Origin of the sequence: Pseudoalteromonas sp. (assembly GCF_018402495.1) — a bacterium.
Lineage (GTDB): Bacteria > Pseudomonadota > Gammaproteobacteria > Enterobacterales > Alteromonadaceae > Pseudoalteromonas.
The window spans coordinates 60,085-73,387 of the sequence record NZ_JAGYIU010000001.1 but is presented as its reverse complement, the minus strand read 5'-3'; the positions used below and the strand labels follow the sequence as shown (position 1 = coordinate 73,387).

Sequence of the window (13,303 nt, the reverse complement as noted above, 5' to 3'; positions counted from 1 at the left end):
TAAACTAAAGTTTACTTTAAAAACTATTCCTACTGCTCAGTTAAAGCCGAGTATGTTTGTACAAAAAGTTATTAAGCAAGCTAGCAATATTAGAATTAAAATCAATGGCTGACTAGAAACGCAAAGTGGAATTGATAAATTGATAAAGTCTAGGGTTTTAGAGGTTGAAATCGATCCAGATAGAATGTTGCTCTCTGAAGAAGTTGAAAAACAACTCACTTCAACGGCTAAACACAAAATCAAACCCAGCACTTAGCTTACAAAGCACAGTGCTGGGCAGGAAATGGGGTAAATAAAATACCTGATGCTATTCTCAACAAACCCGGTCGCTACACTGACGAAGAATTTAAAGTGATACAAAACCATGCGCGCTTTAGCAAAGAAATATTAGAAGATGCTGGATTAACCGGAATCGCCGTAGATATCACAGTTATGTATCATGAACGCTTAGATTGCAAGGGCTATACCTTTGGTATAAAGGGCGATGAAATAAGCCAGTACGTTCGTATGGCCTCTATTGTTGATGTTTATGATGCATTAACCGCTGAACGCGTTTATAAAGCGGGCATGGAGCCCATAAAAGCGTTTAAAATATTAAAACAAGGCTGACCTGATAGCTTTGATGGCGCGCTGCTGAATAAGTTTATTCAATGCATTGGTATTCACCCTATGGGAACGCTGGTAAAACTTTCTAGCCAAAAAGTGGGGCTGGTAACCAAAAGTAACCCCACTACGCTATTAAAACCAGTAGTAAAAACGTTTTTTAACGCAAAACACGGGCGCTATACTGAAGTTCAAGATATTGACCTATCAAATAAAAAAATCCAAGACACACTTGAATCAGCAGTAAAACCCAAACAATATAATATAGATTTAGAAGGTTTTTATAAGCACTCTATTTTTAGTTAATAAGCCACTATTGTGGCCAATCTTGCAAGGCTTTTAAACTAAACTCATAGCCATCAAAATCAAGAACGCTCTGATCGGGTGTTATTTCTAACACCTTCAACGCACCAATAGACTCTCCTTCATAGAGCTCTCTGCCATTGAGTTTTATCCAGCGCTTATCTGCAGTAGAAGCATAAATATGCGCCTGATATTTAATGCTCGGCAGCATGCTTTGCAAACCGTCAGGAAGTAGCTCAACGGGTTGTACCCGTGATGAATGACGAGAACCTTGAGTTACTTCGTAGTCGGTCGTTGTCTCTGTGTCATTGACTGCTTGCGCAAACGCATTTTTCAGCGTGTCGGGAACCGTATCGAGTTCATCATTTGCCTCTGGCTGCGCAGGCACACTTTGATTAAGTGGTTTACCTAACACCTTGTATTTACTCAACTCATTTGCAGTGAGTGTTCTTTTCGCTGGTTGAGTTGGTACACTTTGCGGTTGGCTGCTCGGTGATTGAAAACTAGATGAAACGTTATTCTGCGCCGAGAAATTTTGCGTTTGCGACTGGAGCTCTTGATTAGCACTCAGAGATAAATACTGACCTTGCGGTGTAAGTAACATTTGTTGAATACCGGTTGGGGTTTGCACATAAACTAGTTGCCCTGCTAATGCAGGCGTGCTGTTAAGCGAAGTAGTAACTGCTGGAGGTGAAGTAGTGACTGTTTGTATTGGCGCTACTTTTGCCGCTGTTTTTTCTTCTGTATTAGTTGGTTCTTCTACAACTAATACTGGTTCTGTTTCAATAACGTCATTTTGAACAAGGTTAGTTTTTACTGTTATATTTTCTTTTTGTAACCACTTGCCTACAAAAAAACCACTGGCCAATATACTTGTTGCTAGTATACCTCCTACAAGTAAAAAACTAATACGACGATAAGTCATCAGCTGACGTTGTTGCTTTAATTGTTGCGCCTGTAAATCATACTGTTCTGCGCTCATGGTATCGTGCTTTGACTGCTTTAACGCATCTAATAAATAAGACATGAATCACCTAACTAAAAAATAAATGAAAGGCCAATGCCTGCAACGAAAAGCGTTAACGCAGCAGCACCATAAGGCCAAATAGAACGAGTTTTGTTGGACTCATTTTTTGTTGCAATAAAGTCGATAGGTAAAGACTCACTTGCAGCCTGCTTAACAATATCGCTATCAACGACCGCCTGCTGTTTAGAAAAAGCCCCCACCAATGCACGTTCACACACTAAATTCATTAAACGTGGCACACCACCTGTGAGCTGATGCACCATTTGCATTGCCTCTATTGAGAATATTTTTTTATCACAGCCAGCAATATGTAACCTATGTTGAATGTAAGCAATGGTCTGTCCGGGTGTCAGCGCCAGCAAGTGGTACCTAGCGGTTATCCGCTGTGCTAGTTGCCTTAACTCATTACGCTTTAAAAGTGCCTGTAACTCAGGTTGACCGACCAATACTATTTGCAATAATTTTTTATGATCTGTTTCAATATTAGTCAACAGCCTTAGCTGCTCTAACACATTAGGCGCAAGCAGTTGGGCTTCATCTATAATTAAAATAGTATGACCACCCGCTTTACTATTAAACTCAAGGTGCTTTTTAATAACATCTGTTAAACTTTTAAGCGTAGATTTTTCAGTATCGTACGTTATTTTGAGTTCATCACAGATACTTGCTAATAATTCAAGTTCTGATAATGCAGGGTTATGGATCATCGCTACTTGGGTGTTTTCAGGCAGTCGCTCTAACATACTTCGAGTTATTGTCGTTTTACCTGTGCCTACTTCACCCGTTAACAATACAAAGCCACCGTCTTCACCTAAGCCATAAGTTAAATGCGCCAATGCCTCTTTATGACGTTCACTTAAGAATAAATAGTGGGGGTTAGGCGAAATTGAAAATGGCTTTTCTTGTAGACCAAAATAGCTTAAATACACCTTGTAGAGTCCTTGGTTGTTAATTCAGGGCCTATAATGGCAAAAAAATAGCCTGAATGACAACTACATCCAGGCTTTATTATTAAATAGTGTAAATAAAAGCATCAGCTGTAAAATAACGTAACGTGTCTAACTGATATATTTACACATTACTTTTCATAGCGTACTAGGCGTAAATACACGTTACTTGTTTTGGCATGTAAGCTATTTAAACCACTAGCAAATTGATAAACCCAAGCCGCGCTCATATTGCGGATGCCCGAGGTATTTGACCAATAATTTTGTGATTGAGTGGCTAAAAAAATGTCACTATCTATGCTTGGATCAGTGCAACGATGATCAACAATACTGGCCAACTCTTTAATACTTGGTACTTGCCAATCATTATAACCCGCGGTAGTGTCATTCAGCGCACCTTTGAGAGAGGCTTGCCAATTTAAACGTTGGGTAACGCCATCGCAGCTGTTTGTTTCGCGATTATAAACTTGTCCATAATTACAGCGCTGCCACATTAACCCTGTACGAGTATCTGATACAGTGCCATCAATATTAACCACAAACCGATCTGTGTTATCAGTTACAGCCACTTCATCATAACATTGCTGTGCAACAAGTGATGAGCTCAACCCAAAAGCGAACAACATAAAAACTTTCATTAATTTCATATTAACTCCCTAGCGGTTTCTAACTAAGCGCACAAAAGCGACATTATCTTTAGGGTAAGCTAAGTCGTTGCCATCCATCATATCGATAATGTAAGCCTGTGATAAACTGGTGCCATCGACCGCTGTTTGTGAGGTCCAATAGCGTAAATGCCCTAAAATATTAGTTGCGGGTGTATTAGGGAAAAAAGCAGTATCTATTAATAGATTTTGCCCATCTTTTCCGTAGTCAATTAACCCTAACAACTCAGTATAAGTCGGTAAACGCCAGTTGCTACCACCACAAAAATCAAGTGCATTAACCTCATCAATATAGGTTTGCAATCCACAATCAGTATTGCTCGGGCACGAAGTATTGGCGCTACCAGTTACATCACCGCTATTTAAAGGTCCTTGCCAAATGTAGCGATTTTGCCCATCACGTAAAGTGGTATTTGGTAACACACCGGAATAAGGGCCTTTGACTTCCCAAACAAGGCCCGTGGTATTATCACGAATACAGCTAAAGTTTGACGCATCATCAGATAACTCATCAGCAAATTCATCGAGTTTTGTGTAATCAAAAGCAAGATCGCCTTTTCCAATTTTACCTAAACGGTTAGCAAAACTATCTCGTCCTACATCGCCATCTTGATTGGGAAATTCATCATTGTTACAGTTAATTCGTTGACTATTGTTATAACACTCCCCTATCCCGGTATCATTTATTAACCCCAGCGCTTTGGGTGTTACATTAACAAACACGGTATCTGTGTCGGTACGCCCTTTTAAATCCATCACTTGTACTTCAAAACTAAGCGTTGCATTTACATCAATATCAGAGGCATAAAAGCTAGCAGTACATGACTGCGGCTTAATAAGGACTTCTGTATTTCCGGTAAGTTGTTGCCACTTGCATTGATACGACTGGGTGGCCGCTTCGCTGGCAGTGGCATCTAAAATAACCTTATCAAACTCTTCCACTGTTTGATCAGCGCCTGCATTGGCAATTATCACTTGAGCTGTTTTATTAAGCGTCATATCATATTGCAATGCAGACACCCCACCCTCGTCGTCAGTGACGGTAAGCTGCCATTTTAAGTTGCTGTTATTTTCTAACAATGGATGCGAAAAGCTTAACGTTGGATTGGTAAAACTATCTACGACCAAATCAGGTCCTGATAATAGTTGCCATAAATAACTACTGATTTTGCCATTTTCATCCGGATCCGTGGACTCCAAAGCACTTAGGGTGACTGTATCTTTGTATACTGAGGGTAAATTTTCTGGGGCAATTTGAGTCACAATAGGGACGGGAAGCTGGTTGTTAGAGGCAATAAAAACAGTTAAATCATCACTGACTAAACTACCGTTCTGTGTTTGATAACTCACTCTTAGGATTAGCTCACTGTCTGATTTCACGTCTGGAGCGGTGAGCGTTTGCTCTGCCCCTTCAAGCGGAAATACATCTATAATAGGGCCGCTTACACGCTGCCAAGTAAATGTACCATCAGCAGGGGAGCCTTTGGCAGAGATGGTGAATTCTGACTTTTCTACAACTTGAAGATCGTTACCTGCAAATACCGACGTATTAATACTACTGTTATCAGTATCGCTTCCTCCGCATGCTGCCAACAGCAAACATGGTAAAAGAGGTATTAACGAAATTACTCTCATACTAAACACCTTTTTGTCTAAAATCATCTAATAAGACAAGCAAAAAAGGTGCCACTATACACTCATAAATAGCTATCTTGATGAATACGGACAAATAATCTAGTGCCAACCTTACTATAATCGACTTTATATTCACGACCATCTAAGGACTGAATAAACAACAACTGTTTTTCTTCGCTAAATACGTCAGCACTCGTTACATAAATAATGTCTAAGTAACGCTCTTTCGCATCTCGACGGTTTTTTGGTAGCTCTTCTTTAAATGGCTCAAGGCCATTAGCTGTTACTTTTATTCGAGGGTGGTTTTCACCATTGACGATCACTAAATCTAGTTTTTTATCTTTGTGTATGATGGTATTTCGACCACTTTTAATAAACGATCTATCTTGGCTCATAGTTATTCCTGATTCCGCAGTAAGTACTAATATTATTCAAGCTGCGACTTTATAAACTCAGAGGGATCACGCTTCCATTTATTTAATTTTGCGCTAAATTCCCAAATATCATTTTCTATCACACTTGCTGGTAATAGTAGATCATACCCTGTTAGAAGCTGAAGATGTTTTGCTCTATTAGCAAACATCGCTATAAGCCCATTATAATCAATTCCTTTTTTTGACCTATATTTATTATCTTCAGCTAGCCACTCTGATGGGCAATGCCCATTTTTGCAATTTTTTTGAACAACTTGCATAAAAAAGTGCCGCTGCTCTATTAATAATTTGCCCGCAATTCTTGGGTCTAAAACAGACAAAAACATATCTACATCATTGAGCTTAATGCCAATTGCATTAAGCTCAAGGTAATCAATGCCATTATCAACCTTAGGTATACCACAATGGTGCAAATTCTCTTGGTTTAAATGCCATTGCCCATACTTATGCTGATATATTAATTGCTGCTCAGTTAAAATAATACTATAAAAAGGTTCTTGTGTTTTAAAAAAGCCAATCAAAATTGCAGCAATACATAAACTTACTAAAAAAATTTCAATTATGCTTATTTCACCCGGGCGCAATAAATTAAACAGCATAATAAATATTAAACCTATGCTACCTACCAGCAATATTTCCATGCCATTTTTAGCGCCATATGCTCTGTATTTAAGTACGCATTTATTTAAATTAGCCATACTGGAAAAACGCCATATACAATATAAACATAATAATAGCCCATAATATTAGTTTTCTCAGCGTTAAACAGTTTTTACATGATGTCTTAAAATTCATTATATTAACGTCCTTTATTTGTTTGCTACTACACTGTCAAGGTCTGCGCCGTCTAAAAAACATGCACTTTGCTCAAAGCTCAAACTCAAAAGTTACACAGACCCTATTATTTTTACGCTTAACGCACAAATTAATGAGATACATAACCGCCTTTTTTTGTCCTGATTTCGTACAATACTTATAATCTATTTTCAGGTATGAAAACAATGCACTCTAAACAATCAGGTAAAGCCTTATTTCCATTTATTATTTCGTTACTTATAATTTTTAGCGTTTATTTGTATTTCCCCGTATCACAGGGAGAACAAGCTGATTATTCAGCAATGACCACTCAAGTATCTGCTCATACAGTTAAATCACAAGAAAACGCAATTATGATTGAAGCCATTGGCAGCGCTCGTGCCAATCAGGCGATATATATTAAAAGTGCGCAAAATGATTATGTTACCAGTATTTACTTTGAAGACGGCGACTTGGTCAGTAAAGGGCAAAAATTAGTGCAATTGCAAAATCAGCAAGAACAATTTGCAGTAAAAGAGCTGAGCATTAATTTACAAGAAGAAAAACGTCAGCTAGCTAGATTGACCGAACTTTCTCGCTCACAAGCGACTGCCAAGTCATTATTAGAGGAACAACTCGCTCGCGTAGATGCTACCGAAGCCCAACTTGAAAGCGCCAAAACAAAACTCAATGAAATGGCGATCACCGCGCCTTTTTCGGGGTTACTAGGCAAACGAGAAATATCAGTAGGCGCTTATGTAAATAACAGCACGGTAATAACAACGTTAGATGATATTAGTACTATAAAAGTTGATTTTAAAGTGCCTGAAAAGTATTTAGCTCAACTGAAAAACGGCATGACGGTTCATACTCAAAACGATGCTTACCCTGATCAAACCTTCAGCGGTAAAGTAACCCATATAAGCTCACGTATCGACTCAATAACTCGCAGTGTTGAAGTAACAGCAAGTTTTGCTAATAAATCAGGTTTACTTCGCCCAGGTATGTTGCTTAATACCGCTTTAGAACTGAGCAGTAACCAAGCGCTGATGGTGCCTGAAAAGGCCATTATTCCTCTGCAAGATAAGCATTACGTTTTTCAAATTGAAGATGGCATAGCAAACCGTAAAGAAGTACATGTTACAAGTAGAAATAATGGCTGGGTTGCGATAGACAAAGGGTTAAGTAATGGCGAGCAAATTGTTACCGAGGGAATAATTAAAATTCGCTCAGGTAGTAAAGTAAGCGTTAAGGGGTAACACGTGAAAATTACCGATACTAGCGTCAAACGCCCCGTTTTTGCGATTGTTATTAACTTACTATTGCTCACTTTTGGCTTGGTTGCCTTTAGCATGCTGCCACTGCGTGAGTATCCTGATATTGAAACACCGATTGTCAATATTAGTACTGAATATACCGGTGCATCTGCAGAGATTATTGAAACTAAAATAACGCAAGTCATCGAAAACCGCATTTCCGGTATTGAAGGGATTAAAAGTATTAACTCATCGAGTCGTAATGGCCGCTCAAATATTACTATTGAGTTTAATATTAACCGTGACATAGATGCCGCCTCTAATGATGTGCGTGAACGTGTAGCGCGTGCACTTGATAGCCTTCCCGAACAAGTGCGTCCTCCTGAAGTATCAAAATCAGATAGTGATGACAGCCCAATCGCGTGGTTTGTACTTAATAGTGAAACCATGGACTCGTTACAACTTTCCGATTATGCACAGCGCTTTATTGTTGACCGTTTAGCGGTTGTTGATGGCGTATCCAATGTGCGCATTGGCGGTGAGCGAAAATACGCTATGAAAGTATGGCTCAACCGCCAAGCAATGGCTGCCCGTGGTATAACCTCTAATGATATAGAACAAACACTGCGTAGTGAAAATGTAGAACTTCCGGCCGGTGAAATTGAATCCGTCGATCGTGACTTTACCGTTCGCACTGCTCGCAGTTATAAAAACCAACGTGATTTTCAAAACCTAGTTATTAAACGAGGCGAAGATGGTTATTTAGTGCGTTTGGGGGAAGTCGCTGACGTAAAACTCGAAGCCGCCGATGATGAAAGTTTATTCCGAGGTAATGGCCGTAATATGATTGGTATGGGTATTGTTAAGCAAGCCAAAGCCAATACGCTAACTGTAGTTGATAACGCCCGTAGTGAACTGGAAAAAATAAAGCGCAATTTACCAGAAGGCACTACCATAGAAGACAGTTATGACTCCTCAGTATTTATTAAAGAGTCAATTAACGAAGTATATAAAACCTTAGCAATTTCTATGGGATTAGTGGTACTAATTATCTTTATATTTTTAGGTAACATTCGCGCCACTCTTATTCCCGCGATCACCGTACCTGTCGCCCTAGTCAGTAGTTTTATGTTTTTATTAGCTATGGGTTATTCAATTAACTTATTAACGCTACTAGCACTGGTATTAGCAATAGGCTTAGTGGTAGATGATGCCATTGTAATGCTAGAGAACATTCACCGTCGAATAGAGCTTGGCGAACCACCGTTATTGGCAGCTTATCGCGGTGCTCGTGAAGTGGGCTTTGCAATTATAGCCACCACCTTAGTGCTTATTTCAGTATTTGTTCCTCTCGTGTTTATGGATGGACGAATAGGCGCGCTATTTACAGAGTTTGCTATGGCGGTGAGTGCTGCGGTGTTTTTCTCAAGTATCACTGCGTTAACGCTCTCCCCTGCATTGTGTTCAAAAGTGTTAAAAGCATCTGAAAAAGAAAGTAAATTTAGCCAAGCAATGGATCGCTTTTTTACTAAATTAGAAAATGGATACCGGAACACGTTAGCGTCAAACATGACCCGTAAATGGGGATTAATGCTTAGCTTAGTGTTAGCTGGGTTTGTTAGTTATTCATTGTTTTTACAAATACCCTCAGAGCTCACGCCAAAAGAAGACCGTGGCACCTTCTTTGTCCTTATGAACGGCCCTGAAGGGGCAAGCTATGAAAACAACGCCGCTAATATGGCAAAAATTGAAGAACACTTATTACCTTATTCAGAATCTGGCGAACTGAGCCGAGTGCTCGTTCGCGTGCCAGGCTGGGGGGGAAGTGGCGGCGTAGCCATTGTTGGCATGGCTGATTGGGATAAACGTAAACGCTCAACATGGGAAGTCATGGATGAAATAAGCGGCAAAATGCAAGAGGTCACCGACGTTCGTGCATTTGCTATTATGCGCCGTGGTATTGGCGGAGGTGGTTCATCTCGCCCTATTGAATTTGTTTTGCAAGGTAATGATTATGCTCAACTTGCCGATTGGCGAGATAGAATTATTAAACGCGCTGAAAAAAACCCTGGATTAGTGCGTATTGATCATGATTATAAAGAAACCTTCCCACAGTTTTTAGTCAGCATTGATAAAAACAAAGCTGCCGATTTAGGGGTATCCGTCTCTGATGTAGGACGCACTCTCGAGACCATGCTTGGTCAGCGTCGTGTTACTACTTTTATTGACCGCGGTGAAGAATACGATGTAATTTTAAAAGGGACAAAAGAGGACTTTGCAAACCCAACTGATATTTCAAATATATATTTAAAATCACGAAGTGATGAGCTTGTTCCTCTTGATAGCCTTATTAGCTTAAAAGAAGAAGCCACCGCTTCACGTTTAAACCGTTATAACCGTATGCGTGCAATCACTTTAAGCGCTAATCTAGCTGAAGGGTACACCCTAGAACAAGCACTCAACTTTTTAAACAAGGTTGCCACAGAGGAAAACGACATTGATGGTGCCATTGACTACAAAGGTGAGTCGCAATTGTTTTATGAAGGAGCCTCAGCCATGACCTATGTGTTTGTGCTAGCACTGACCGTAACCTTCTTAGTGCTGGCAGCGCAGTTTGAAAGTTTTATGCATCCACTTGTTATTATGCTAACTGTGCCACTTGGTTTAATGGGGGCCATGTTTGGCCTGTGGAGCATGGGGTTAACGCTTAATATATACAGTCAAATAGGCATTGTAATGCTCATTGGGTTAAGTGCTAAAAACGGTATACTCATTGTTGAATTTACCAACCAGTTACGTGATAAAGGTGTAGAGTTTAGTGAGGCCATTTTACAAGCGGCTACACAGCGCTTGCGCCCTATTATTATGACCTCCCTAACAACGGTTATGAGTGCTGTACCTTTAGTATTGGCTTCAGGCCCAGGCTCAGAAAGCAGAATGGTTATTGGTGTGGTGGTGTTTACTGGAGTAACGGTAGCCACTATATTAACACTATTTGTAGTACCCGCGGCTTATTATGCACTAGCACGTAATACACAATCGCCAGAGTTTTTACAGCAAAAACTTGATCAGCAAGCCGCTGAAAAACCGCTTAAAGAGATCTAAGCTATCTTGGGCGTCGTAACGGACTGTTACGGCGCTTTATTCAGCGCACATATCCCTAAAAATTGAGGAAATACTTATGAGTTCGACCATAGAAGTAGCGACACTCGGCGGCGGCTGTTTTTGGTGTATTGACGCAGCATTTAGGCGTGTTAAAGGTGTACTCAGTGTTTGCTCTGGGTACACAGGTGGGCAAACTGAGCACCCGACTTATAAATCGGTCTGCTCTGGTACTAGCGGGCACGCTGAGGTGGTTAGGGTTGAATTTGACTCCAATGTGATAAGCTATGAAACCTTACTCGCGATGTTTTTTACTCTACATGATGCCACGCAATTAAACCGCCAAGGTAACGATATAGGCACTCAATACCGCAGCGTTGTGTATTATCATAATGAGCAACAACAAGCGCAAACACAGGCTGCTATTGCAGAGCTGCAAACTCATGTTAGCGAACCCATAGTGACAGAGATAAGCCCAGCAACCACTTTTTACCCCGCAGAGCACTACCATCAGGACTATTACACTGAAAATCCTGAGCAAGGGTATTGCAGTATGTTAATTGCGCCCAAATTACATAAGTTTGAAACTGAGTTTAACGAGTTTTTAACTGAATAACACATTAAAAAGCCCGATTTAAATTCGGGCTTTGATTATACGAACTAATTCAGTCATTAAAACTCATAACTTACACCGACAAAAAAGCGGCGTTCTGGTGTGTTATAGTAATATGCTTGAGCTGTTGTGGAACTTACATGTGAATCAACGGCGTTGTACTGTTTATCGAACAGATTTTCTACGCGAAGCGATACTTCAATATGTTGATTAACTTGATAGTTACCCGCTAAATTCCATAGTGTGTAAGAGCCTAAGCGGGTTTGTGCACCTTGACGATCGCTGCGATACTGCATATCGATACGTGCATCAAAGTCACCAAACTGTTTTTTAAGCTCCCAATTAACTGTACGCTTGGCAACATTACGCAACTGTGCACCTGTTTCTTTGTTCTGCGCACTTAAATATGCAAAATTAAGGTGACTATCAAAGCCAAAAATCTGTTGAGAAAGACTTAACTCAACTCCTTCAAAGCGAGCCTCGTCAATATTAGCTAATGCAAAGTTTGCATCAGAATCAATTTTATCCTCAATGTCGTTTCTAAAAATAGCGACATCAACTTGCGCAATATCAAAACCTACATTTAAGCCAAGCTCACGGTTAACGGACTTTTCTGGTTGTAAATTAGGGTTACCAAAATCAGGGTCGTATAAATCGTTAAAGGTAGGCGCTTTAAATCCTGTGCTTTGGCTTAAACGCACTGTTGCATTACTCGATAAATGATATCCCGCTGCCGCAGTATACGTTGTTTCATCACCAAACTGTTCATCATCATCTTGGCGAACAGTTAGATTAGCAAGTACCCTATCTGTATCGTAGTAGGCACCTACAAATACTGCAAGCACGTCACGGCTATCTTCAGTAAATACTTGAGAGCTGCGCGACACATCGTCTTTATACCAGTTAATACCGCCACTAATATTTAAAGTATCATCTAAACGATATTGGCCATTGTAATCAATTTGAGTGCGCTTAGTTATAAACGTACTTGTCACTGGTAGACCAGTAGAAAAATTAACATAAGTGTTATCTGAGTCATCAGTTACAAGTGCAATATCAACACTGTGAGACTGATTTTTATAGTTTTTATTCCAACCAGCAGACAATTGATAATTTTTAAAGTCATTGCGCTCAATGGTGCTATCGGCCGGACTAAAGCGACTATCGTAATCAGCAAAGCCTTCATTGTATTGACCTAATAACTTAAAATTACCGTAATGTGCATCATTAAAATTTACTTTAAAACCAAGGTTTTTGTTCTCATAACCATCTTCATCTGGCGCTACACCTTGCAATACATCAAAACCATCTGTTTTTTCAAAGCCTGCATTAAATGCACTCTTCATATCGCCTGACTTTACAGAGCCTGCCAGTTGATAATCTTGGTAAGCGTCAGAACCAAATGTTGCACTAACAGAAAGGTTATCTGACTCACGCGTAATAATGTTAATAACACCAGCAAGTGCATCAGAGCCGTAGACAGCGGCACGCGATCCTTTAATTATTTCAATGCGTTCAATACTATTTAAAGGCACGTTACTCAATGCTTTTTGGCCAAGCGTTGCAGAGCCGGTACGAACACCATCAATCAAAATCAACGTATCACCAGAGCCTGTGCCACGCAGCGACACACCAGCGTTTTGACCAAAGCCGCCATTTGAGTTTATTTGAAAGCCTACCTGAGTACTTAAAAGTGTGGGCAAATCTCGGTAGTTACCTTGCTCAATATCACTGCGTTTAATAACATTAACACTGGAAAGTACATTATTGAGTGGTTGTTCGAACTTATTAGCGGTTACGGTTATTGTTTCGATTGATTGTTCTGCAGCAGATGCAGAAAAAGACAGTGCAGCCGAAATGGCCACACCCAGTGCGGTTTTATTTAACATCATGTCCCCTATCTTTGCCCACCGCAAAGATGTT

At 40.1% G+C, this 13,303-nt stretch carries 10 protein-coding genes and 1 pseudogene; 4 read left to right on the top strand and 7 right to left on the bottom strand.

The window, feature by feature from the left end; all coding sequences use genetic code 11:
• The first annotated feature begins 52 nt into the window (after positions 1–52).
• A pseudogene (locus KG708_RS00350) lies at positions 53–909 on the top strand (HD domain-containing phosphohydrolase).
• Positions 910–916: 7 nt separating this feature from the next.
• On the opposite strand, the gene KG708_RS00345 reads toward KG708_RS00350, so the two are convergent.
• From KG708_RS00345 to KG708_RS00320, 6 genes are all read right to left on the bottom strand, one after another.
• Complete coding sequence (locus KG708_RS00345; RefSeq protein WP_213607627.1) at positions 917–1,933, bottom strand: general secretion pathway protein GspB; 1,017 nt, start codon at positions 1,931–1,933, stop codon at positions 917–919.
• A gap of 11 nt (positions 1,934–1,944) precedes the next feature.
• The gene (locus KG708_RS00340; protein ID WP_213607626.1) at positions 1,945–2,862 is read right to left on the bottom strand and encodes an AAA family ATPase; all 918 of its coding nucleotides are present in this window, start codon (positions 2,860–2,862) and stop codon (positions 1,945–1,947) included.
• Positions 2,863–3,011: 149 nt separating this feature from the next.
• Positions 3,012–3,527 (bottom strand): DUF1566 domain-containing protein, encoded by a 516-nt coding sequence (locus KG708_RS00335; protein WP_213607625.1) that lies wholly within the window; start codon positions 3,525–3,527, stop codon positions 3,012–3,014.
• A gap of 9 nt (positions 3,528–3,536) precedes the next feature.
• Positions 3,537–5,180: a DUF1566 domain-containing protein gene (locus KG708_RS00330; RefSeq protein WP_213607624.1), complete on the bottom strand. Its 1,644-nt coding sequence runs from the start codon at positions 5,178–5,180 to the stop codon at positions 3,537–3,539.
• Positions 5,181–5,242: 62 nt separating this feature from the next.
• On the bottom strand, positions 5,243–5,575 hold the full coding sequence (locus tag KG708_RS00325; RefSeq protein WP_213607623.1) for a hypothetical protein: 333 nt from the start codon (positions 5,573–5,575) through the stop codon (positions 5,243–5,245).
• Positions 5,576–5,607: 32 nt separating this feature from the next.
• Positions 5,608–6,312, bottom strand: a complete 705-nt coding sequence (locus tag KG708_RS00320) for a DUF2982 domain-containing protein (protein WP_213607622.1) — start codon at positions 6,310–6,312, stop codon at positions 5,608–5,610.
• Positions 6,313–6,615: 303 nt separating this feature from the next.
• Here KG708_RS00320 and KG708_RS00315 point away from each other — a divergent pair, with 303 nt between their 5' ends.
• From KG708_RS00315 to msrA, 3 genes are all read left to right on the top strand, one after another.
• Positions 6,616–7,668, top strand: coding sequence for an efflux RND transporter periplasmic adaptor subunit (locus KG708_RS00315; protein ID WP_213607621.1), 1,053 nt, complete (start codon positions 6,616–6,618; stop codon positions 7,666–7,668).
• Positions 7,669–7,671: 3 nt separating this feature from the next.
• Positions 7,672–10,770 carry an efflux RND transporter permease subunit gene (locus tag KG708_RS00310; RefSeq protein ID WP_213607620.1) on the top strand — a complete coding sequence of 1,033 codons (3,099 nt, stop codon included), beginning with the start codon at positions 7,672–7,674 and terminating at the stop codon, positions 10,768–10,770.
• Between the two features lie 76 nt (positions 10,771–10,846).
• Entirely contained in the window at positions 10,847–11,383 is a 537-nt protein-coding gene (gene msrA / locus KG708_RS00305) for a peptide-methionine (S)-S-oxide reductase MsrA (RefSeq protein WP_213607619.1), read from the top strand.
• A 56-nt stretch (positions 11,384–11,439) separates the two neighbouring features.
• Here msrA and KG708_RS00300 read toward each other — a convergent pair whose 3' ends face one another.
• Positions 11,440–13,269 (bottom strand): TonB-dependent receptor, encoded by a 1,830-nt coding sequence (locus KG708_RS00300; protein WP_213607618.1) that lies wholly within the window; start codon positions 13,267–13,269, stop codon positions 11,440–11,442.
• Between the last annotated feature and the right edge of the window lie 34 nt (positions 13,270–13,303).

What these genes read in the sequence shown, in the direction of transcription:
- msrA (WP_213607619.1), top strand. Translation starts at nt 10,847, where the DNA reads ATGAGTTCGACCATAGAAGTAGCGACACTCGGCGGCGGCTGTTTTTGG.
- KG708_RS00345 (WP_213607627.1), bottom strand. Translation starts at nt 1,933, where the DNA reads ATGTCTTATTTATTAGATGCGTTAAAGCAGTCAAAGCACGATACCATG.
- KG708_RS00300 (WP_213607618.1), bottom strand. Translation starts at nt 13,269, where the DNA reads ATGTTAAATAAAACCGCACTGGGTGTGGCCATTTCGGCTGCACTGTCT.
- KG708_RS00330 (WP_213607624.1), bottom strand. Translation starts at nt 5,180, where the DNA reads ATGAGAGTAATTTCGTTAATACCTCTTTTACCATGTTTGCTGTTGGCA.
- KG708_RS00325 (WP_213607623.1), bottom strand. Translation starts at nt 5,575, where the DNA reads ATGAGCCAAGATAGATCGTTTATTAAAAGTGGTCGAAATACCATCATA.
- KG708_RS00320 (WP_213607622.1), bottom strand. Translation starts at nt 6,312, where the DNA reads ATGGCTAATTTAAATAAATGCGTACTTAAATACAGAGCATATGGCGCT.
- KG708_RS00335 (WP_213607625.1), bottom strand. Translation starts at nt 3,527, where the DNA reads ATGAAATTAATGAAAGTTTTTATGTTGTTCGCTTTTGGGTTGAGCTCA.
- KG708_RS00315 (WP_213607621.1), top strand. Translation starts at nt 6,616, where the DNA reads ATGCACTCTAAACAATCAGGTAAAGCCTTATTTCCATTTATTATTTCG.